Raw genomic sequence first — 21,021 nt, 5'->3', positions numbered from 1 at the left:
CCGATGACCACCACCACGACCACCACCGCGTTCGGCGGCAGCCGCCGGCCCACCCTGGCCGTCGTCGGGGCCACGGGCGCCGTCGGCACCGTGATGCTCGACATCCTCAGCAACCGTCCCGACGTCTGGGGCGAGATCCGGCTCATCGCCTCCGCCCGCTCGGCCGGTACGGTGCTGCAGGTCCGGGGCGAGGGCGTCGAGGTCAAGGCCCTGTCGCCGGGGGTCTTCGACGGGGTGGACGTCGCGATGTTCGACGTCCCGGACGAGATCAGCGCCGACTGGGCGCCCGTGGCCGCCGCGCGCGGCGCGGTTGTCGTCGACAACTCCGGCGCGTTCCGGATGGACCCCGACGTGCCGCTGGTCGTGCCCGAGGTCAACCCCGAGGCCGTCGCGCACCGCCCCAAGGGCATCATCGCCAACCCCAACTGCACGACGCTGACCATGATGGCCGCCCTCGGTGCGCTGCACCGCCGCTGGCGGCTCACCGAGCTCGTGGTGTCCAGCTACCAGGCGGCCTCCGGGGCCGGCAAGCCGGGCGTCGACCGGCTGCGGGCCGAGCTGGGCGTCGTGGCCGCGGACGACAGCCTGGGCACGACCCCGGGCGACGTGCGCCGCGCCATCTCCGCCGCGCTCGACGACGGCGTCGACGGCCGGTTCCCGTTCGGGGCGCCGCTGGCGATGAACGTCGTGCCGTGGGCCGGCAGCCTCAAGGACGACGGCTGGTCGAGCGAGGAGCTCAAGGTCCGCAACGAGTCCCGCAAGATCCTGGGCATCGCCGACCTCAAGGTGTCCGCCACCTGCGTCCGGGTGCCCGTGGTCACGACCCACTCCCTCGCGGTGCACGCGACGTTCGCCGAGGCGCTGACCGCCGACGAGGCGCGGGCCGAGCTCGAGCAGGCGCCGACCGTGGTCGTGGCCGACGACCCGGCCGCCGGCCGGTTCCCCACCCCGGCCGACGTCGTGGGCCAGGACCCGACCTACGTGGGCCGGATCCGGCAGGCGCTGGACTTCCCCAACACGCTCGACCTGTTCGTCAGCGGCGACAACCTGCGCAAGGGTGCGGCGCTGAACACCGCGGAGATCGCCGAGCTGGTGGCCGCCGAGCTGACGGGGCGGCGGGTCGGGGCGTGAGCCGCCCCGGCTCCCGGCGCGCCGCACGACTGGGCGGCGCCGCGGCCCTCACGGGGGCGGGGGTGCTCGCCTGGTCGTTGGCGGAGGCCCGCGCCTTCGTGCTGCGGCGGGTGCAGGTGCCGGTGCTGGCCGCCGGCGACCTGCCGCTGCGGGTGCTGCACCTGTCCGACCTGCACCTGACCCCGCGCAGCCGCCGCGAGCGGGACTGGGTGGCGGGGCTGGCCGCGCTGGAGCCGGACCTGACCGTGGTCACCGGCGACCTGCTGGCCCACGTCGACGCGGTGCCCACCGTGGTCGTCGCCCTGGGCGGGCTGCTGCAGCGGCCGGGCGCCTTCGTCCTCGGCTCCAACGACTACCACGCGCCGGTGCCCCGCAACCCGCTGCGCTACTTCCGGGGGCCCAGCGCGGTGGATCGGGACCCCGTGCCCCTGCCGACGCAGGACCTGGTGGCGGCCCTGACCGGCCCGGGCTGGGTCGACCTGACCAACCGCCGGGACACCGTCCAGGTGGCCGGGCGACCCGTGCGGCTGGTGGGCGTCGACGACCCCCACCTGCGCCGGGACCGCATGCCGGGCCCGGAGCGGGGCCGGCGCGAGCCCGGGCTGCGCCTGGGGGTCAGCCACGCGCCCTACCGACGGGTGCTGGGCGCCATGGCCGACGACGGCGCCGACCTGGTCCTGGCCGGGCACACCCACGGCGGCCAGGTGTGCGTGCCGGGCCTGGGCGCGCTGGTCACCAACTGCGACCTGCCCCGGCAGTTCGCCAAGGGCCTGTTCGCCTGGCCGTCGTCCCGCGCGGCCGACGACGGGTTCTCCGCCCCGCGCTCGTCGTGGGTGAACGTCAGCGCCGGGCTGGGGACCAGCCCGTTCACGCCGGTGCGGCTGGCCTGCCGCCCCGAGGCCACGCTGCTGACCCTGGTGCCGGCCGCCTGAGACGTCCGCGGCGCCGCCGCGGGCTCAGCGGCCCTGCGGGGGCCGGATCTCGCCGGACCCCCGGCGCACCAGGGTCGTGGGGACCCACACCGTGCGGGGTGGTCGGCGGCTGCCGTCGATCCGGGCGAACAGGGCCCTGGCTGCCTCGGTGCCGATCAGCCCGGGGTCCTGCGCCACCACCGTCACCCCCGGGCTCAGCAGGTCGGCCAGCGGGAAGTCGTCGAAGCCCACCATGGCCACGTCGTGGGCCAGGCCCAGGGAGCGCAGGGCGCGGACGGCACCCACCGTGATCCGGTTCTGGGCGCAGAACAGCGCGGTCGGTCGCTGCTCGGGGGGCAGCTGCAGCAGGTGGACCGCCGCCCCCTCGGCGCTGGCCTCGCCGTGCAGGTCCGCCACGACGAGCCGGTCGTCCACGCCCAGGCCCACGTCGATCAGCGCCTGTCGGTAGCCGTCGAACCGACGTCGGGCGGTCGAGATGGTGCTCAGGTCGCCCAGGTAGGCCACCCTCCGGTGCCCGGCGTCGGTCAGGTGGGTCACCGCCGCGGCCGCCCCCAGCTCGTTGGTGGACAGCACCTGGTCCACGGGCAGGCCCGGGGCGTCGCGGTCGACGAGGACCACGGGCAGGCCGCGGCGAAGCTCGTCGGCCAGGTGGTCGTCCGCCTGGCCCGTGGGGGCGACGATGAGCCCGTCGACGCGACGGTCGGTGAACGCCTGCGCGACCTCGCGCTCCCGGGGGCCGTCCTCGTCGGCGCTGCCGGCCAGCACGACCGTGCCGTGGCCGATGGCCACCTCCTCCACCGCACGCAGCACGGCGCCGGAGAACGGGTTGGCCACGTCGTCGACCACGACCCCGATGGCCGAGGACCGGCCGTCGGCCCGGCGCAGGGCCGAGGCGCCGGCGTCGGGCCGGTAGCCGAGCTCGCGGACGGCGGCGTCGACCCGGGCCGACATGGCCGTCGACACCCCCGGTTCCCGGTTGACGACCCGGGAGACCGTCTTGATGCCCACCCCGGCCAACCGGGCCACGTCCTTCATGGTGGCTCGGCCGCGGGCCCGTCGGCTGGGGCCGTCGGGCCGCTCGGACGCGCGGGCGCCCGGCGGGTCTGGGGTCTCCGTCGACATGGCCGACATCGTGCCCGAAGACATCGTTGTCGTCTATGCCGGGGTGCTGGGCGCCACAGAAACCCCCATCGACGTCACGAAACGGTCACGGCCGTTGACATCTCGGGGACGCGGCGCTCTACTGAAGACAACGTTGTCGCGCCGAAGCGACGACACTGGCAGTCCAAGGGAGGACTCCCGTGAACCGACGCACCCGTCACCTTCCGCTCGCGCTGATCGCCGTGGCCTCGTTCGCCCTCGCCGCCTGCGGCGATGACGACGCGGCCGGCGACGCCAGCCCCGCCGCCGGCGGGGCCGGCGACGGCGAGGTGCTCGTCGGCCTCGTCACCAAGACCGACACCAACCCGTTCTTCGTCAAGATGAAGGAGGGGGCCGAGGCCAAGGCCGAGGAGCTGGGCATCGAGGTCCAGTCCTTCGCCGGGGCCCAGGACGGCGACAACGAGGGCCAGGTCGAGGCGATCGAGAACCTGATCGCGGCCGGGGCCAGCGGCATCCTCATCACGCCCAACGACTCCGAGGCGATCGTCCCCAGCATCGAGGCCGCCCGCGACGCCGGCATCCTCGTCATCGCCCTGGACACCCCGCTGGAGCCGGCCGACGCGGCCGACGCGACGTTCGCCACCGACAACTTCAAGGCCGGCGAGCTGATCGGGCAGTGGGCCGCGGCGCAGTTCGAGGCCTCCGGCGAGGAGCCGAAGATCGCCCTGCTCGACCTCAACCCCAACGGCATCAGCGTCGACGTCGCCCGCAACCAGGGGTTCCTGTCCGGCTTCGGCATCGACCTGGCCGACGAGAACACCATCGGCGACGAGGACGACCCCCGCATCGTCGGCAACGACGTCACGGACGGGGCCGAGGAGGGCGGCCGCACCGCGATGGAGAACCTGCTCCAGCGCGACCCGGAGATCAACCTCGTCTACACGATCAACGAGCCCGCCGCCGCCGGGGCGTACGAGGCGCTGCGCGCGGCCGGTCGCGAGGACGACGTCACGATCGTGTCCGTCGACGGCGGCTGCCCGGGCGTGGACAACGTGGCCGCCGGCGTCATCGGCGCCACGTCCATGCAGTTCCCGCTGGACATGGCGGGCCTGGGGGTGGAGGCCATCGCCCAGTTCGCGGAGGACGGCGCCGTCCCCGAGCCCACCGACGGCCTCGACTTCTTCGACACCGGCGTCACGCTGGTCACCGACGAGCCGGTGGAGGGCATCGAGTCCGAGGACTCCGCCTGGGGCACCGAGAACTGCTGGGGCTGAGCGCCGTGACCACCGTCTCGGAGGCGCCACCCGCCCCGCCGGGCGAGCCCGGAACCGCCCGCCGACCGCTGCGGCTGCGCGTGCGCGAGCTGCTGCACGCCAACCCGGTGCTGGGCCCGGCCGCGGTCCTGCTGCTGTCGGTCGTGCTGTTCTCCCTGGGCAGCGACCGGTTCCTGGACCCGACCAACATCTCGCTGATCATCCAGCAGGTGGCCGTCGTGGGGGTGCTGGCCCTGGGGCAGACCCTCATCATCCTCACGGCCGGCATCGACCTGTCCGTCGGCGCCATCATGGTGCTCAGCTCGATCGTCATGGCCAAGCTGTCGGCCGAGGCCGGCCTGCCCGGGCCGGTGGCGCTGCTCGCCGGGTTCGCCACCGGGCTGGCCTGCGGTCTGGTCAACGGCGTGCTGGTGACCAGGCTCAAGCTGCCGCCCTTCATCGTCACCCTCGGCACGCTCAACGTGTTCTTCGCCCTCAACCTGTTCCTGTCCGACAGCGCCACCGTCCGCGGCAGCGACATGTCGTCGTGGCTGCTGGTGATGGGGGAGACGTTCTCCGTCGGCGGCACCAACATCACGCTCGGCTCGGTGATGCTGCTGGTGACCTGCGGCGTCCTGGCCTACGTGCTGCGCCAGACCGGCTGGGGGCGGCACGTCTACGCCATCGGCGACGACCGCGAGGCCGCCCGGCTGTCCGGCATCCGCGTCGACCGGATGCTGCTGTCGGTGTACGCCGTCGCAGGCCTGGTCTACGGCCTGGCGGCCTGGGTGCTGATCGGCCGGATCGCGGCTGCCAGCCCGCAGGCCGGCATCGACGCCAACCTCGACTCCATCACGGCCGTCGTGCTGGGCGGCACCAGCCTGTTCGGCGGGCGCGGGGCCATCCTCGGCACGCTGGTGGGGGCCGTGGTCGTCGGCGTGTTCCGCAACGGGCTCACCCTGGTGGGGGTCGAGTCGCTGTGGCAGAACTTCGCCGTCGGCATCCTCGTCATCGTCGCCGTGTCCATCGACCAGTGGATCAGGAAGCCCGCATGAGCCGCAACGCGATCCCCGACGCCGCCGAGCGCGACCAGGCGTCCCACGTCCACGTCTCCGACCCCACCGCCGACCGCCCCGAGGTGCTCGGCGCCACCGGCCTCCTCAAGCGCTACGGCCGGGTCACCGCGGTCGACGGCGCCGACTTCTCGCTGCGGGCCGGAGAGATCCTGGCCGTGATCGGCGACAACGGCGCGGGCAAGTCATCGCTCATCAAGTGCCTGTCGGGCGCGGTCACCCCGGACGCCGGCGAGATCCGGCTCGACGGCCAGGTGGTGTCCTTCGAGGGCCCCATCCAGGCGCGCGCCGCCGGTATCGAGACCGTCCACCAGTCGCTGGCCGTCAGCCCGTCGCTCGACATCGCGGCCAACCTGTTCCTCGGCCGGGAGCGTCGCAAGAAGGGCGTGCTGGGCACCGTCTTCCGGCAGCTGGACCACCGGGGGATGCGGCGCGACGCGGCCCGGCACCTGGACGACCTGGGCGTGCTGACGGTGCAGAACATGGCGCAGGCGGTCGAGACGCTGTCCGGCGGTCAGCGCCAGGCCGTCGCGGTGGCCCGGGCCGCCGCGTTCGGCAGCCGTGTGGTGATCATGGACGAGCCGACGGCGGCCCTGGGGGTCAAGGAGTCCACCCGCGTCCTGCAGCTGATCACGGACGTCCGGGACCGGGGCATGCCGGTGGTGCTCATCAGCCACAACATGCCCCACGTGTTCGAGGTGGCCGACCGGATCCACATCCACCGGCTGGGTCGTCGGGCCTGCGTCGTCACGCCGCAGAGCCACTCGATGCAGGACACCGTGGCGATCATGACCGGGGCCCTGCCCCCGCCGGAGCAGGACGCCAGCTGAGGGTCCGCGGGGCGGTCCCGTCCGGCCCGGGAGGTCGTCGGCGGTACGGTTGTCCGGCTCCCGATCCCGGTGCACGTGCGGGACCGGGGGAGGACGGGGCCGACGACGCCCGGGGTGACCAGGACTGGAGGACCGGTGCAGCACACGGCGAGGTTCCGCCCGGTCGTGCTGGGCGGGGACATCGGCGCGTACAGCCTGGCCCGGCACTTCCACGAGAACCACGGGGTCCGTCCCGCGGTGGTCTCGACCGCCTCGACGGGCCTGATGGGCCGGTCCCGCATCATGCGCCACGTCGTGGAGCCGCGGCTGGAGGACCCCGACGTCCTGGTCGCGCTGCTGGGCGAGCTGCTGCCGGACGACGGCGTGCCCGGTCTGGTCATCGCCAGCGCCGACCGCCTGGTGTCGCTGCTGGTCGGCGTGCGGGACCGGCTGGGCGGCCACGTCACGGTGCCGTACGTGGGCCAGGACCTGCTGCGCCGGATGACCGACAAGGCCGCGTTCAGCCGGCTGTGCGCCGAGCTGGACGTCCCGCACCCCGCCACGCTGGTGGTCGACCTCGCCGAAGGGCCCGCCGTGGACGTCGCGGGTCTCACCTTCCCCGTCTTCGCCAAGGCGGCCAGCACCGTCGCCTACCACGCGGTCAGCTTCCCGGGGAAGAGCAAGGGCTTCGTCGTGCCGAGCGAGCAGGACCTGCGCGACCTGCTGCGCCGGGTCCACGACGCCGGCTACCGCGACACGTTCCTCGTGCAGGACCTCGTCCCCGGGGACGACTCCGGGATGCGGATCCTGACCTCCTACGCCGACGCCTCGTCCCGGGTGCTCTACTCCTCGTTCGGGCAGGTCCTGCTGGAGGAGCACGCGCCCAGCGCCATCGGCAACCCGGCCGCGATCCTCACCGAGACCGACGACGTCTCGGTCGAGCACGCCCGCCGCATGCTGGAGCACGTCGGCTGGACGGGCTGGGCCAACTTCGACCTCAAGCACGATCCCCGGACCGGGCGGACGGTGTTCTTCGAGCTCAACCCCCGGCTGGGACGGAGCAACTTCTACGTCGCGGCCGGCCAGGTGGACCCGGTCGGGCCCTACGTCCGCGAGCACGTCCTGGGCCAGCAGCCGTTCGCCCCCGGGGGCCGGACCCAGGCCGTGCCCGGTCACCTGTTCACGGTGCTGCCCCGGCCGCTGCTGCTGCGCTACCTGCAGGAGGAGCCCCTGCGCGAGCGGGTCCGCGCCGCCTACCGCGCCGGCCGGGTCCACAACCCGCTGTGGTACTCCGCCGAGCGCGACCCCCGGCGGCTGGCCTACCTGGCGGCCAGCCACGCCAACCAGGTGCGCAAGTTCACCCGGTACTACCCGTTGGAGCAGGCCCGCGCCCGCGCCCGGCTGAGCGTCGACCGGCCCAGCGGGTGAGCCGGACCCTCGTCGGCGTGGTCGGCGGGGTGGGCCCCCTGGCCACGGCCTACTTCCTCGACCGGGTCGTCCGCCTGACCGACGCCCGTACCGACCAGGAGCACGTCGACCTGGTGGTGCACCAGCGTGCGTCGGTGCCCGACCGGACGGCGTTCCTGCTGGGCCGCAGCGACGAGGACCCCGGCCCGGTCATGGCCGCCTGCGCGCAGGACCTGGTGCGGATCGGGGCGCGAGCGGTCGTCCTGCCCTGCAACACCGCGGAGCCGTTCCTGCCCGGCATCGAGGCCGCTGCGGGCGTCCCCGTGCTCGGCATCGTCCGCGCCACCGTCGCCGCCGCCCGGCTGCGGCTGCCCGGCCTGCAGGCCGTCGGGGTGCTGGCCACCGACGGGACGCTCGCGGCGCGGACCTACCACGACGAGCTCGCCGCGGCGGGGGTGCGGGCCGTGGTCCCCTCGGCCGACGACCAGGCCACGGTCATGTCCGTCATCTACGACCAGGTCAAGGCCAACCGGCCCGCGGACGTGGCCGGCCTGGCCGCCGTCGTGGCCCGGCTCGTGGCCGACGGGGCCGACTGCGTCGTGCTGGGCTGCACCGAGCTGTCGGTCCTGGCGCAGGCGCTGGAGACCGCGAGCCCGCACGTGGTCGTGGACTCCGTGGACTCGCTCGCGCGGGCCACGATCGAGCGCGCCGGCGCCCGCACGGTCGCCTGAGGGGGCCGGTGCCCGAGCGGCAGCCGGGGCGGCCTCGCACCCCTGCCGGCTGACGACGACGAAGGGGCCGATCCTCGCGGATCGGCCCCTTGCGTGCTGGTCGGGCTGGCGGGATTCGAACCCACGACCTCCTCGTCCCGAACGAGGCGCGCTACCAAGCTGCGCCACAGCCCGTTGCGCGCCCGAGTGTAGCCGAGCGCGGGGGTGCTCCTCGCCGCCGGGCCGACCGGGGGCGAGGAGCCTCAGCCGTCGGGCTGGTCGGGGCGGCCGTTGCCGTTGCCGCCGCGGCCCGGGCCGTTGCCGCCCCCGGCCTGGTCCCCGCCACCGGGGTCGGCCTGGTCCCCGCCGCCGCCGTCGGTCGGGGACGTCTCGGGGGTGGCCGACGGCTCGGGCTCGGGCTCCGGCTCGGGCTCGGGCGGGGGCGGCGGCTCCTCGCCGTCGGACAGGATGAGCGTCACGGACCCGCCCGAACGCTGCAGGGCGCCCGAGGAGGGGCTCTGGGCCGCGACGTCGCCCTCGGCGACCGAGTTGGAGAAGCGGCGCTCCGAGCTGACGGCCACGCGCAGGCCCAGGGCCTCGAGCTCCTCGCGGGCGTCGTCCGCGTCCTCGCCCACGACGTCCGGCACGGCGAACTGCTCACCGAGCACGATGTCGTCGTCCGGCTCGGGGAACCCGTCGGCCTGCAGGTCGTAGACGTCGCCGACGTCGTTCATGAACGCGTCCCAGGTCGGCACGGCCAGCGTTGAGCCGAACACCTGCCGGTAGCGCGTGCCCTGGATGTCGAAGTCGTTGAGGCCCTGGATCGTGCCGTCCGTGCCCGGGTCGCCGACGAACACCGACGCCGCGAGGTTCTGCGTGTAGCCGGTGAACCAGACCGCGACGAAGTCGTTGGTCGTGCCCGTCTTGCCGGCGGCCACGCCGTCGAAGGTCGAGCTGTCCGCCGTGCCCTGGATCAGCGTCTCCTGCAGGGCCTCGTTGACGCCACGGGCGACCTCGGGGTCGAGCTCCTGGTTGCACTCGGCCGCCGGGACGGGCAGGTCCCCGCCCGTGCGGTCGGTGATCCGGGTGATGGCGACCGTGTCGCAGTGCACCCCGTCGGCGGCGAACGTCGCGTAGGCGTTGGCCACCGACAGCGGGGCCACCTCGGCCGAGCCCAGGGCCATCGACGGGACCGGCTGGATGAGCCCGTCGGGGTCGACGGCCGGGTGCCAGCCCAGCCGCTCGGCCATGTCCCGGATGTCGCACAGGTCGAGCTGCTGCGAGATGCCGATGTACGCCGTGTTGCTCGAGCGGAACGTGGCCTCGGCGATGGACAGCGACGCGGCGGTGCCCCCGGAGTTGCCCGGCGTGTAGGTCTCGTCGTACGGCCGCAGCCGCTCGCCGCAGACCTGGAAGTCGCCGTACCGGAACGTGCGCTCCTCCGGAGCGGGCACCCGGTCGTTCAGCGGGCGGCCGGACTCCAGCCAGGTGGCCAGCACGATGGGCTTCATGTTCGAACCGGGCTGGAAGCCGCCGCCGCCGTTGTAGCGCTGGTCGACGTTGTAGTTGACGGTGGTCTGCCGCTCGTCCTCCGGGTCGTAGCCCCAGATGCGGTTCTGGGCCATCGCCAGGATGTCGCCCGTGCCGGGCTCGACCACGCTCATGGCGACGCCGGCCCGGTCCTCCTCGTCGACCTGCGACCGCACGGCGTCCCAGGCCACGCTCTGCACGTCGGGGTCGATGGTGGTCTCGATGCGCAGGCCACCGCGCAGCAGCAGGTTCTCGCGCTCGGCCCGGGTCTCGCCGTAGGCGGGGTCGGTGAGGATCAGCTGCTCGACGTAGTCGCAGAAGTAGGCCAGCTCGCCGGCGGTGATGCAGCCGCGCTGCGTCTCCCGGGGCTCCAGCATGATCGGGTCGGTCGAGGCCTTGTCGTACTGCTCCTGCGTGAGGGCGCCGGTGTCGAGCATGCGGAACAGGACCGTGTTGCGGCGCTCGAGCGCCGCCTCGGGGTTGTCCAGCGGGTCCCAGCGCGACGGGGCCTGCACGACCCCGGCGAGCAGTGCGGCCTGCGAGATCAGCAGGTCCTCGGCGTTGCGGCTGAAGTACCGCTGGGCCGCGGCCTGGATGCCGTAGGTGGCGTTGCCGAAGTTGGCGATGTTCAGGTACCGCTCGAGGATCTCGTCCTTGCTCAGGTCCTCCTCCAGCGAGATCGCCAGCTTGGCCTCGCGGAGCTTGCGGCCGTAGCCGACGGGGCCGCTGGCGTTGATCTCGGCCTGGACCCGGGCCAGCTCCTCGGGGTCGCCGGAGTACACGGCCGACTCCAGCTGCACCTGCTTGACGTACTGCTGGGTCAACGTCGACGCGCCCTGCTGCGAGCCGCCCAGGATGTTGTTGCCCAGGGCGCGCAGCGTGCCGCGGGTGTCGAGCCCGCCGTGGCTGTAGAACCGCTCGTCCTCGATGGCGACGATGGCCTTGGGGGCCCACTCGCCCATCCGGTTGAGCGAGGTCTGCGACCGGTTCTCGCTGTAGAAAGTCGCGATCAGGCTGTCGTCGGCCGCGACCATCCGCGACGTCTGCGACAGCGGCGGGATCTCCAGCTCCTCGGGCAGCTCCTCGTAGAAGTCGCTGCCGCTGCGGGTCAGGTACCCCGCGGCCGCGGCGGTCGGCAGGGCGAGCCCGGCGGCCAGCACCCCGGCGACCAGCGCCACGGCCACGAACGCGGCCAGCAGGGTCAGCACCCGCAGGAACCCGGTCGCCGCGTTGCCGCTGTCGTCGTGGCGCAGCAGCGTCAACGACCGGCTTGACCGGCCCCTGACCTGCGTGCGCGTGCGCTTCGGCCGTCCCCCGGCGTGGCCGCGTATCACGGCCCGGTGCTGCTCCCTCATGTCGGCCAGGGTACGTGCCGAACCTGGGTGCGTCGGGAACCTGCCGGCAGGCACCCCATCCACCGTTCGGTCGACGTCGTACCACCCGGAGGGACGAGCGAGGACAGGACGTTGGGACCTGTCGGGGGAAGGCCCTCGATCCGTAGTTTCGACTCAGCACCAGTGCGGCCGCCGAGCACCTCTCGGACGGTCGCGACGACAAGCGCCCTGGGGGGCGGGACCGCCCCGGGTGGGGCGAGAAGGAGGGCCGCGAGATGCCGTGGGTCGAGGAGTGGCCGAGCCAGGGGGCCTGCCGGGGCGAGGACCCGGACGCCCTGTTCGTGCAGGGCGCCGCGCAGCAGCAGGCCAAGCTGGTCTGCCGGGCGTGCCCGGTGCGCAGCGAGTGCCTGGCGCACGCGCTGGACACCCGGACGGAGTTCGGGGTCTGGGGCGGCATGACCGAGCGTGAGCGCCGCCAGTGGCTGCGCGACCACCCGGGCGTCACGTCGTGGCGCACCCTGCTCGAGCGGGCCAAGGACGACCACGAGGGCGGCCGCGTCGGCGCCGCGCCCCGGCAGCGCACCGGCCTGGTCCGTGACGGGGCCCCGCACGACGGCGCGGTCGGCCGCACCGCCCGCGCCGGCTGACCGGCCTCAGGGGGTCGTGGTCCGCGGGCTGACCGCGGGCCCGGCCGCCAGGTCGTCCCCGACGGCGCGCAGCGCGTCGAGGTCGGTGACGTCCAGCGGACGGGCCGGGGCCACCACCGTCGGCACGGGCGGGTGGATCCGGGTGAGCCGGGCCGCGACCTCGCGCTCGGCCTCCAGCCGGCGCACCCGGCGGGCGTGCACCCACAGCACCTCCTGCGTCCCCGGCGGGGCGCCCGCGGCGACCTCGAGGGTGCGGTCGCTGTCCAGCGCCGCCTCGGTCGATGTCGTCATCCGGTTGACGACGACCCCAGCCAGGGGCATGCCCTCGGCCTGGAGCCGGTCGACGAAGAACCCGGCCTCCCGCACGGCGTCACCCTCGGGAGCGGCCACGACCACGAACGCCGTGCCCTCGCCAGCCAGCAGCGCGTAGGTCTGCTGCGCCCGCTCGCGGAACCCGCCGAACATGGTGTCGAAGGCCGCGACGAAGGTTTGGACGTCGGTCAGCACCTGCGCGCCCAGGATCTTGTTCATCACGCCGGTCACGCCGCCGGCGATGCTGGACAGCACCCGGACGTAGGCGCGTCCGCCCGCCTTGGCCGGGGCCAGCAGCAGCCGGATCAGCCGGCCGTCCAGGAACGAGCCGAGCCGCTCGGGCGCGTCGAGGAAGTCCAGCGCGGACCGGCTGGGCGGGGTGTCCACGACGATCAGGTCCCAGCGGTCGCGGCCGTCGTCGTCGGTCACCACCCGCAGCTGGCCCAGCTTCTCCATCGCCATGTACTCCTGCGTGCCCGCGAAGGAACTCGACAGCGCCTGGTAGAAGGGGTTGGCCAGCATCTGCTCGGCCTTGTCGGGGGTGGTGTGCGCCTCGACCACCTCGTCGAAGGTGCGCTTCATGTCCAGCATCATCGCGTCGAGGAACCCCTCCCCGGTGGCGGCGACGCCCTCGACCGCGCGGGGGGTGTTGTCGAGCTCGGTCAGGCCCAGCGACTGCGCCAGCCGGCGGGCGGGGTCGATCGTCAGCACGACCGTCCGCCGGCCCCGCTCGGCCGCGCGAAGCGCCAGGGCGGCCGCGACGGTCGTCTTGCCCACCCCGCCGGAGCCGCAGCAGACGACGACCCGCACGGACGGGTCGTCCAGCAGGGCGTCGACGTCGAGCCGGGGGCCGGGGGCGGTGCTGCGGCGCGGGCTCATGCCAGCTCGTCCGCGAGCTCGTGCACGCCGGAGTCGTCGAGCCCGGCGCGCCCGGCCGCGAGCTGGGGCAACTCGACCACGGGCAGGCCCAGCCCGGCCAGGCCCTGCCGCAGCTCCTCCTCGCGTTCCACGCGCAGGGCGTGGTCGCGGGTCTCGGCCAGCAGCCCCTCGGCCCGCGAGCGCGGGTGCCGCCCGCCCACGCCCAGCGCCGTCAGGTCCTCGGCGAGGGCGGCCACGTCCCACCGCTGCCCGGCGGCCACGGCGAGCAGGTCCTCGGCCAGCAGGGGCGGTCGGACCTGGTTGAGGAACAGCGTGCCCAGCGGCAGGCCCAGCTCCCGCAGCTCGGCCACGGCGTCCCCGGTCTCCTGCGCGGGCATGTCCTCCAGCAGGCTGACCAGGTGCACCCGGGTCGCCGAGGAGCGCAGCACCTTCATGACCGACTGGGCCTGGGTGTGGATCGGGCCGACCTTGGCCAGCCCGGCCCCCACCGCGTTGACGTTGAGGAAGTTGCCGATGCGGCCGGTCGGGGGTGCGTCCAGCACCACGTGGTCGTACTCGTACGGCGTGTCGCCCCGCCGGCTGCCCTGCCGGGTACGGACCGCGTCGTAGACCTTGCCCGTCAGCAGCACGTCGCGCAGGCCGGGCGCGATGGTGGTCGCGAAGTCGACCGCGCCGATCCGGTCGAGGGTGCGACCGGCGCGCCCCAGCCGGTAGAAGATCTCCAGGTACTCCAGCAGGGCGGACTTGGCGTCGATCGCCAGCCCCAGGAGCTCGCCGTCGGGCAGGCGGACCAGCGGGGTGGCGGTGAAGCCGAGCGGGTCGACGTCGAACAGCCGGGCCAGGCCCTGCCGGCCCTCGACCTCGGTCAGCAGCACGCGCCGTCCCCGCCGGGCGAGGGCGAGGGCGAGGGCGGCGGCGACGGTGGTCTTGCCCGTCCCGCCCTTGCCGGTCACCACGTGGAGTCGGACCCGGGGGTCGAGGAGGTCGGGCACGGCCTCACGGTAGACACCCCGGACCCGGCCAGCACGTCCGGGCCGGTGCGGGGGCCGTGAGGCCGTGATCGCGTACGGAGGGTGTTCGCGCGTACGCTGCGCAACATGCAGCAGTGGGAGTACGCGACGGTGCCGCTAATCGTCCATGCCACCAAGCAGATCCTCGACCAGTGGGGCGAGGACGGCTGGGAGCTGGTCAACGTGATCGAGGGACCAGGGGGACAGGGGCTCGTCGCCTACCTCAAGCGACCCAAGCAGTGAGCGTCGAGCACCCCGACGCCTCGGCAGCAGCCGAGCGCGGCAGCGAACACGAGGAGAACCACCCGGTGACGGAGCACGAGCACGAGTCGGGCCACGCGGTCGACGACGACCACGGCCACGGCGGTACCGACGGCGGCGTGGGCAGCGACAGCAGCGTGGGCACCGACGGCAGCGACGGCACGACCGCCTTCGGGGCCGGTGACGAGCCCGTCGACCCCGCCGCGACGTCGACCGACCAGGACCAGGTCCTCGGTGACGACCAGGGCGGGGACCCGGCGGCGTTCGGCGAGCAGCCGGCCGTCCTGCAGGACGGCACCGACCCGGCGGACCTGACCGACCAGGCCGAGACCGACCAGGCCGACCAGACCGATGAGACCGACCAGACCGATGAGACCGACCAGACCGATGAGACCGACCAGACCGATGAGACCGACCAGACCGGTGAGGCCGACCAGGCCCCCGAGCCGGAGCCGGTCGTCCTGAGCGGCCCCCCGTCGCAGCGCCTGCAGCAGCTCGGCCTCACGCTGCCCGCGGTCCCGGCCCCGGTGGCCGACTACGTGCCCGCCGTGCGCACGGGCGACCTGGTGCACACCTCCGGCCAGCTGCCTTTCTTCGACGGCCAGCTGACCACCACCGGTGTGGTCGGCGACGAGGCCGTGGACGTGACCCCGGCTGAGGCGGCCGCCCTGGCGCGGCAGTGCGCCCTGAACGCCGTGGCGGCCGTGGCGTCGCTGGTGGACATCGACGACGTCGTGCGCGTGGTCAAGGTGACGGGCTTCGTCGCCAGCGCCCCGGGCTTCGGCAAGCAGCCCGTCGTCGTCAACGGCGCCTCGGAGCTGCTGGGCCAGGTGTTCGGCGACGCCGGACGCCACGCCCGCTCCGCGGTGGGCGTCGCCGCGCTGCCGCTCGGGGCCCCCGTCGAGGTGGAGATCCTCGTCGAGGTGCGCTGAGCCCGGCGCGGGCCGGCAGGAGATGGTCGTGTGAACGAGCCCGAGACCACGGTCCTGCCCCTGCCCCGGGAGGCCGACGCCACGGCGCGGGCGTGGCTGGAGGCTGGGTCGCCCCAGGGTGCCCCGCCCCGGCAGGCGGCCAGCGTCTGCCTGCTGCGCGACGGTGACGGCGGGCCGCAGGTCCTGTGGATCACCCGGGGCCACCGGCTGGCCGTGGCGCCCGGTCTGCTCGCGTTCCCCGGGGGCGCGGTCGACGACGTCGACCGGCTGCGCCGTCACGACGACCCGGGCTACCCCGACCGGTTCACGGTGCTCGCCCGGGCTGCGGTCCGGGAGCTGGCCGAGGAGACCGGGCACCGCGTCCCCGACCGGTCGCTGCGCCCGCTGGTGCGCTGGGTGACCCCGGAGCACGAGCCCCGCCGCTACGACTCCACGTTCCTCGTGGGCCGTCTGCCCGACGGCGCCGTGGGGCCGGCCCCGGCGACGATGCCCGCCGACCACGAGGTGCACGAGCACGGCTGGGCCCGGCCCGCGCAGCTGCTGGCCGAGGTGGCCTCGGGGGCGCGCTCGGCGCTGCCGCCGACCCGGGCCGTCCTGGCGCGGCTGCGCGACGCCACCGCGGGGGTGGACGCCGCCACGGCCGTCGACACCCTGGCCGCAGCGGCCCTGCTGGTCCCGGTGGTGCCGAGGGCCACCTGGCGCGACCCCGGCCCCGCCGGCGGGCCGCCGGGGGTGGACCTGCTGCTGCCGCGCCACGCGGGCGAGGTGCCGTGACCCGGCTGGTCCGGGCGCCGAACCCCGGTCCCATGACGCTCGAGGGGACCAACACCTGGCTGGTGGGCGCCCGGCGGGTCCTCGTGGTGGACCCCGGCCCCGCGGACCCGGCGCACCTGGCCGCGGTGCTGGGCGAGGTGGGCCGGGACGGCGGGCGCCTGGGTGGCGTGCTGCTCACCCACCGCCACCCCGACCACGCCGAGGCGCTGGGCCACCCGGTGCTCCTCGCGGCCCTGGCCGCCGCCGGGGCGCCCGTCCTGGCGCTGGACCCCGACCTGGGGCGTGCCCCGGCCCCGGCGCTGCTGGCCGACGCCTGCGACGAGCCGGGCGAGGTGCTGCGGCTGCCGGGGCACACGGACGACTCGCTGGCCCTCGTGCTGCCCGAGCGGCGCGAGGTGCTGACGGGGGACACCGTCCTGGGCCGGGGCACCTCCGTGGTCGCCCACCCCGACGGCGACCTGACGCGGTACCTGGCCTCGCTGGACCTGCTGCTCGGGCTGACGGCCCCCGGGGCCATGCCGTGGCGGGGGTTGCCGGGGCACGGCCCGGTCGTGGCCGACCTGCACGCCGCGGTCGTCGCCCTGCGGGCGCACCGTCGGGACCGGGTGGAGCAGGTGCGGGCGGCCCTGGCGGGCCTGGCGGGCCCGACGGGCACGGCCGGGGACCCCGCCGACGACCGGCTGGTGGCCGGGGTGGTCGAGGCGGTCTACCCCGACCTGACCGACCCGGTGCTGCTGGGCGCCGCCGCGCGGACCGTGCGGGCCACGCTGGTGCACCTGGCCCGCCCGCGGGCCGGCGGGTGACCGTGCCCCCGCCCGACGGGACCGGCAGCAGTCGCTGGCGGGCCCTGGGCGAGCGCAGCCTGTACGACAGCCCGTGGGTCCGGCTGCACCTGATCGACGTGGTGCACCCGGACGGGCACCGCTACGAGCACCACGCCCTGCGCCAGCCGTCGCCGGCGGTCGCCTGCCTGGTCCGCCGGTCCTCGCCCGCGGGGCCCGGTGCGCCCGACCCGGGCTCCGAGGAGGTGCTGCTGCTGTGGCGGCACCGCCTCGTACCGGACGCCTGGGGCTGGGAGGTGCCGGCCGGCCGGCTGGAGGCGGGGGAGACCGTCGAGGCGGCCGCGGCCCGGGAGACCCGGGAGGAGACCGGCTGGGCCGTCACCGACGTGCGCCACCTGACCGGCTTCCACCCGATCGGGGGCATGGGCGACCACCGCTTCGAGGTGTGCAGCGCCCGGGCGGTGGCGCAGGTGGGTGAGCCGGACCCGGTCGAGAGCGACCGGGTGGAGTGGGTGGCCCTGCCGCGCGTGCGCGAGCTGGTCCTGGCCGGTCAGGTGCAGGAGGGGCTCAGCCTGGTCGCGCTGATGTGGGCGCTCAGCGGGCTCGACGCTGGAGCCGCTCCACGTCCAGGATCGTGACGGCACGGGCCTCCAGCCGCAGCCAGCCGCGGCCGGCGAAGTCGGCCAGCGCCTTGTTGACCGTCTCGCGGCTGGCCCCGACCAGCTGGGCGAGCTCCTCCTGCGTCAGCTCGTGCGCCACCAGCACGCCGTCGTCCACAGGGCGGCCGAACCGCTTGGCCAGGTCCAGCAGTGCCTTGGCCACCCGCCCCGGCACGTCGGAGAACACCAGGTCGGCCAGGGCCTCGTTGGTGCGGCGCAACCGGCGGCCGAGCGCGGCCAGCAGGGACAGCGCCACCCGGGGCTGGTCCAGCAGGGGCACGAAGTCGTCCCGGGTCAGCGAGTGCACGCGGCTGGTCGAGACCGCGACCGCCGTGGCCACGCGCGGGCCCGGGTCGAACAGCGACAGCTCGCCGAACATCTCGCCCGGACCCAGGATCGCCAGCAGGTTCTCGCGGCCGTCGGGAGCCCGGCGGCCCAGCTTGATCTTGCCGGTCTCGATCACGTAGAGCGCGTCACCCGGGTCGCCCTCATGGAACAGGCGCTCGCCTCGGGCCAGCTCGACCGGGCGCATGCGCGTCACCAGCGCCCGGGCCGACTCGTCGTCCAGGGCGGCGAGCAGCGGTGCCCTACGCAGGATCTCCTCCGCCATCGCAACCTCCCTCGCTCGAACCGGCACCTGGATCATGCCGGATCGAGCGCGGTCGTGCTGCGTGCGGGGGTGCGGACGCGCCGGTCAGGCCGTGGGGCCGGTGACGGCGCTGGCCGTGGCCGCCCTGGTGGGCAGGCGGTCGGCCCCGGCGCCGACGGGGGCGCCGGCCCTGGTGCCGACGGCGGCGCCGGCCGCCCCGGTGTCGTCCGCCCCTGTGACTTCCGGCTCCGCGCCGTCCCGGGCCAGCCGGTCGTGCAGGGCCAGGGTGACGGCGTCGAGCTCCTCGTCCAGCGCGTGCCGACGCCCGGCCAGCAGCAGGGCGGCCTGGCGCAGCCGCTGCAGCTGCGCGCCGGGGCCCTCGTCGGCACGGTGGCGGCCCAGCAGGGCGCTCACGTCCAGGCCCTCGGGCGGTTCGGCCAGCGCGTGCAGGTCCGCCAGGTCGGGACCGGCGCACGGGCCCGGGTCGGTGTCCCGGGCCCGGTCCCGCGTCAGCGGCACCCCGAGACCCGCGGCCAGCGCCGACGCCGCCGGCACCGGGGCCCCGTACAGCAGGCCGGCGACCACGAGGTCGACGCGGGCCTGCACCAGGCGCTGCCAGTAGCCGACCGCCCGCTGCTGCGTGACCAGGTCCCGGCGGCGGGTCCGGAGCCCCTCCGTCCCGGTGGCCGCGGGGCCGGACCCCGGGCGGCCGGCGGCCGCCCGGCCGTCGCGACGGTCCGCGTGGTGCTCGCGCGAGCCGTCGGGCTGCCTCGGGATGTGCATCGGGTGGTCTCCTGCCGGGTCGGTCGCTCCGTGGTCGGGGCGGTGTCCCCGTCCCAGCAGGTGTCGGCGGTCCCGCCACCGGGCTGGAGGGTGGCGCGGGGGCGTCACCCGGAGGGCGCACGCCCTCGTACCCTGGTCCCGTGCCGCCTGCTGCTCCCCCTGCCGAGGCGGGCGACCGGAGCGGTCCCGAGCCGGTCTGGCTCGCGCCGTGGCGCCGCGCCCTGGCGGCCGGGCAGCAGCTGCCCGAGGGCTGGCGGGGCAACCCTCCCGGTGACGCGGCGGTGCGCCGGGCGGCCGTGCTGGTCCTGCTGGGCCGGCGCGACGACCCCGCCGACGGCCCCTCCGACGAGCCCTCCGTCGTGGCCGGCCACGACGTCCTGCTGACCCGCCGCTCCGACAGCCTGGCCAGCCACCCGGGCCAGGTCGCGTTCCCCGGTGGGCGCCGCGACCCCGAGGACGGCGACGACGTCGAGACCGCCCTGCGCGAGGCCCGGGAGGAGGTCGGGGTCGACCCCGCCTCGGTGCACGTGCTCGGCACGCTGCCGGCCCTGTGGGTGCCGCCGTCGGCGCACCAGGTGGTGCCGGTCCTGGGCTGGTGGCACCGCCCCGGGCCCGTGGGCGTCGTCGACCCGCTCGAGGTGGCCCAGGTGGTGCGGGTGCCCGTGGCCGACCTGGTCGACCCGGCCAACCGCGTCGGGGTCCGCTACCCGGCGGGCCGCGGCAGCGGGCCCGGGTTCCTGGTCGGCGGCCTTTTCGTCTGGGGGTTCACGGCCGGGCTGCTGTCCTGGCTGCTGGACCTGGCCGGGCTCGGGCGGCCCTGGGACGAGACGCCGGTCGTCGACCACGAGGGCAGCCCTCTGTCGGGGGCGGCGCAGCCGTGACGCCGTCGCTGCTGCTCGACCTGCTGCTCGTGCTGCTGCTGCTCGGCTACGCGGGGACCGGGTTCCGGCAGGGGCTGCTGGTGGGCGGGCTGTCGCTGCTGGGGTTCGTGCTCGGCGCCCTGCTGGGCGCGCAGCTGCTGCCCCTGGCGGTGGCGGACATGTCGGCCGGACCGACGCGGTCGCTGCTGCTGCTGGGCGGGACCGTGGTCGCCGGCGTCCTCGGGCAGGCCCTGCTGGGCGCGGTGGCGGCCGCGGTGCGGCGCCGCGTGACGTGGCAGCCCGCCCGGGCGGTGGACGCCGCCACCGGGCTCGTCGGGGCCGTGGTGGCCACCGCGCTCGTGGTCTGGGTCGTCGCCGGTGCGGTCCGAGTGAGCCCGTTCCCGACGCTGTCCCGGGTGGTCGCCGACTCGCGCGTGGTCGGCGCGGTGGACGAGGTGGTCCCGGACGCCGTGGCCGGGGCGCTGGACGACTGGTACGGCTCGGTGAGCGGAGAGCTGTTCCCCACGGTGTTCGCCGGGGTGGAGCCCGTCCTGCCGGTCGAGGCGCCCGACCCCGGGGTGGCGGCCGGGCCGGCCGTGACGGCCGCCGGGGCGGGAGTCGTGCGCCTGAGCGGCCGGGCCGAGGCCTGCGGGCGGGGGCAGGAGGGGTCCGGGTTCGTGGTCGCCGAGCAGCGCGTGCTGACCAACGCCCACGTCGTGGCCGGCATGACCGAGGTCCGGGTGCAGGTCGGCGGCACCGGTGAGCAGCTGCTGGGGGCGGTGGTCGCCTTCGACCCCGCCCGCGACCTGGCGGTGGTCGACGTGCCGGATCTTCAGGCGCGGCCGCTGCCCACGGGTGACCCGCGGGCCCGGGGTGACGACGTCGTCGTGGCGGGCTTCCCGCTGAACGGGCCCTACGTGCTGTCGCCGGGGCGGGTCCGCGACGTGATCACCGCCGTGGGCGAGGACATCTACGGCGAGCAGGAGGTGACGCGCGAGGTGTACGCGCTCAACGCGCAGATCCGACCGGGCAACAGCGGCGGCCCGGTGCTCGACGACTCCGGTCAGGTGGTCGGGGTGGTGTTCGCGCGCAGCCTCGACGACGCCAGCACCGGCTACGCCGTGACCCTGGCCGAGGCCGCCCCGGTGCTGGACGTGGCCGCCGAGGCCACCGGGGCCGTGGGCACAGGGGAGTGCGCCCCGCGCTGAGACCCCGCGCCGAGACCCCCCGCTGAGCCCTCACGCAGGGCCCGC

General features: G+C 75.3%; 21 protein-coding genes and 1 tRNA gene. 15 read left to right on the top strand and 7 right to left on the bottom strand.

The features are described 5' to 3' along the window. Positions 1 to 3 precede the first annotated feature (3 nt). Complete coding sequence (locus SJY06_RS20945) at positions 4 to 1,131, top strand: aspartate-semialdehyde dehydrogenase (RefSeq protein ID WP_380169473.1); 1,128 nt, start codon at positions 4 to 6, stop codon at positions 1,129 to 1,131. Then, entirely contained in the window at positions 1,128 to 2,063 is a 936-nt protein-coding gene (locus SJY06_RS20940; protein ID WP_380169472.1) for a metallophosphoesterase, read from the top strand. The genes SJY06_RS20945 and SJY06_RS20940 overlap by 4 nt, the downstream gene beginning before the upstream one ends. A gap of 24 nt (positions 2,064 to 2,087) precedes the next feature. Here the strand turns inward: SJY06_RS20940 and SJY06_RS20935 are convergent, their stop codons facing one another. Continuing rightward, positions 2,088 to 3,185: a LacI family DNA-binding transcriptional regulator gene (locus SJY06_RS20935; RefSeq protein WP_380169471.1), complete on the bottom strand. Its 1,098-nt coding sequence runs from the start codon at positions 3,183 to 3,185 to the stop codon at positions 2,088 to 2,090. 221 nt (positions 3,186 to 3,406) lie between these two features. Between SJY06_RS20935 and SJY06_RS20930 the strand changes: the two genes are divergently transcribed. The 5 genes from SJY06_RS20930 (at position 3,407) to SJY06_RS20910 (ending at position 8,437) form a co-directional block, all read left to right on the top strand. Further along, the gene (locus SJY06_RS20930) at positions 3,407 to 4,438 is read left to right on the top strand and encodes a sugar ABC transporter substrate-binding protein (protein WP_380169740.1); all 1,032 of its coding nucleotides are present in this window, start codon (positions 3,407 to 3,409) and stop codon (positions 4,436 to 4,438) included. 5 nt (positions 4,439 to 4,443) lie between these two features. Continuing rightward, positions 4,444 to 5,472, top strand: coding sequence for an ABC transporter permease (locus SJY06_RS20925; RefSeq protein WP_380169470.1), 1,029 nt, complete (start codon positions 4,444 to 4,446; stop codon positions 5,470 to 5,472). Beyond that, a complete protein-coding gene (locus SJY06_RS20920; RefSeq protein WP_380169469.1) occupies positions 5,469 to 6,320 on the top strand; it encodes an ATP-binding cassette domain-containing protein in 852 nt (283 codons plus the stop codon). The genes SJY06_RS20925 and SJY06_RS20920 overlap by 4 nt, the downstream gene beginning before the upstream one ends. Before the next feature lie 135 nt (positions 6,321 to 6,455). Continuing rightward, positions 6,456 to 7,727 carry a hypothetical protein gene (locus SJY06_RS20915; RefSeq protein ID WP_380169468.1) on the top strand — a complete coding sequence of 424 codons (1,272 nt, stop codon included), beginning with the start codon at positions 6,456 to 6,458 and terminating at the stop codon, positions 7,725 to 7,727. Then, a complete protein-coding gene (locus SJY06_RS20910; RefSeq protein WP_380169467.1) occupies positions 7,724 to 8,437 on the top strand; it encodes an aspartate/glutamate racemase family protein in 714 nt (237 codons plus the stop codon). The genes SJY06_RS20915 and SJY06_RS20910 overlap by 4 nt, the downstream gene beginning before the upstream one ends. 97 nt (positions 8,438 to 8,534) lie before the next feature. Here the strand turns inward: SJY06_RS20910 and SJY06_RS20905 are convergent. Together SJY06_RS20905 and SJY06_RS20900 are read right to left on the bottom strand one after the other, a co-directional pair. Continuing rightward, positions 8,535 to 8,611, bottom strand: a tRNA-Pro gene (locus tag SJY06_RS20905). Between the two features lie 68 nt (positions 8,612 to 8,679). Next, positions 8,680 to 11,301 (bottom strand): penicillin-binding protein, encoded by a 2,622-nt coding sequence (locus SJY06_RS20900; protein WP_380169466.1) that lies wholly within the window; start codon positions 11,299 to 11,301, stop codon positions 8,680 to 8,682. Positions 11,302 to 11,555: 254 nt separating this feature from the next. Between SJY06_RS20900 and SJY06_RS20895 the strand changes: the two genes are divergently transcribed. After that, positions 11,556 to 11,927: a WhiB family transcriptional regulator gene (locus tag SJY06_RS20895; RefSeq protein ID WP_380169465.1), complete on the top strand. Its 372-nt coding sequence runs from the start codon at positions 11,556 to 11,558 to the stop codon at positions 11,925 to 11,927. Between the two features lie 6 nt (positions 11,928 to 11,933). Here the strand turns inward: SJY06_RS20895 and SJY06_RS20890 are convergent, their stop codons facing one another. Beyond that, positions 11,934 to 13,118: an ArsA family ATPase gene (locus tag SJY06_RS20890; protein WP_380169464.1), complete on the bottom strand. Its 1,185-nt coding sequence runs from the start codon at positions 13,116 to 13,118 to the stop codon at positions 11,934 to 11,936. After that, entirely contained in the window at positions 13,115 to 14,110 is a 996-nt protein-coding gene (locus tag SJY06_RS20885; RefSeq protein ID WP_380169463.1) for an ArsA-related P-loop ATPase, read from the bottom strand. Before SJY06_RS20885 ends, SJY06_RS20890 begins: the two co-directional genes overlap by 4 nt. An 81-nt stretch (positions 14,111 to 14,191) precedes the next feature. Here SJY06_RS20885 and SJY06_RS20880 point away from each other — a divergent pair, with 81 nt between their 5' ends. Genes SJY06_RS20880 through SJY06_RS20860 form a run of 5 tightly spaced genes read left to right on the top strand, consistent with a single transcriptional unit; the run spans position 14,192 to position 17,515 of the window. Next, positions 14,192 to 14,371, top strand: a complete 180-nt coding sequence (locus tag SJY06_RS20880) for a hypothetical protein (protein ID WP_380169752.1) — start codon at positions 14,192 to 14,194, stop codon at positions 14,369 to 14,371. Further along, positions 14,368 to 15,321: an Atu1372/SO_1960 family protein gene (locus SJY06_RS20875; protein ID WP_380169462.1), complete on the top strand. Its 954-nt coding sequence runs from the start codon at positions 14,368 to 14,370 to the stop codon at positions 15,319 to 15,321. Before SJY06_RS20880 ends, SJY06_RS20875 begins: the two co-directional genes overlap by 4 nt. Before the next feature lie 30 nt (positions 15,322 to 15,351). Then, positions 15,352 to 16,095, top strand: coding sequence for an NUDIX domain-containing protein (locus SJY06_RS20870; RefSeq protein ID WP_380169461.1), 744 nt, complete (start codon positions 15,352 to 15,354; stop codon positions 16,093 to 16,095). Positions 16,096 to 16,127: 32 nt separating this feature from the next. Next, positions 16,128 to 16,898, top strand: coding sequence for an MBL fold metallo-hydrolase (locus SJY06_RS20865; RefSeq protein ID WP_380169460.1), 771 nt, complete (start codon positions 16,128 to 16,130; stop codon positions 16,896 to 16,898). Continuing rightward, a complete protein-coding gene (locus SJY06_RS20860) occupies positions 16,895 to 17,515 on the top strand; it encodes an NUDIX hydrolase (protein ID WP_380169459.1) in 621 nt (206 codons plus the stop codon). The genes SJY06_RS20865 and SJY06_RS20860 overlap by 4 nt, the downstream gene beginning before the upstream one ends. On the opposite strand, the gene SJY06_RS20855 is transcribed toward SJY06_RS20860, so the two are convergent. Together SJY06_RS20855 and SJY06_RS20850 are read right to left on the bottom strand one after the other, a co-directional pair. Continuing rightward, positions 17,472 to 18,146, bottom strand: coding sequence for a Crp/Fnr family transcriptional regulator (locus SJY06_RS20855; RefSeq protein WP_380169458.1), 675 nt, complete (start codon positions 18,144 to 18,146; stop codon positions 17,472 to 17,474). The genes SJY06_RS20860 and SJY06_RS20855 overlap by 44 nt on opposite strands. An 84-nt stretch (positions 18,147 to 18,230) precedes the next feature. Continuing rightward, entirely contained in the window at positions 18,231 to 18,908 is a 678-nt protein-coding gene (locus tag SJY06_RS20850; RefSeq protein WP_380169457.1) for a hypothetical protein, read from the bottom strand. 140 nt (positions 18,909 to 19,048) lie between these two features. On the opposite strand from SJY06_RS20850, the gene SJY06_RS20845 reads away from it, so the two are divergent. Together SJY06_RS20845 and SJY06_RS20840 are read left to right on the top strand one after the other, a co-directional pair. Continuing rightward, entirely contained in the window at positions 19,049 to 19,789 is a 741-nt protein-coding gene (locus SJY06_RS20845) for an NUDIX hydrolase (RefSeq protein WP_380169456.1), read from the top strand. After that, positions 19,786 to 20,976 (top strand): MarP family serine protease, encoded by a 1,191-nt coding sequence (locus SJY06_RS20840; RefSeq protein WP_380169455.1) that lies wholly within the window; start codon positions 19,786 to 19,788, stop codon positions 20,974 to 20,976. Before SJY06_RS20845 ends, SJY06_RS20840 begins: the two co-directional genes overlap by 4 nt. Positions 20,977 to 21,021: the final 45 nt, after the last annotated feature.

Source organism: Jannaschia sp. R86511 (genome assembly GCF_042466345.1).
Taxonomy (GTDB): domain Bacteria; phylum Actinomycetota; class Actinomycetes; order Actinomycetales; family JBBAYJ01; genus Aquipuribacter.
The sequence above is the reverse complement of the archived record's forward strand: the minus strand, read 5'-3'. Positions and strand labels throughout refer to the sequence as shown.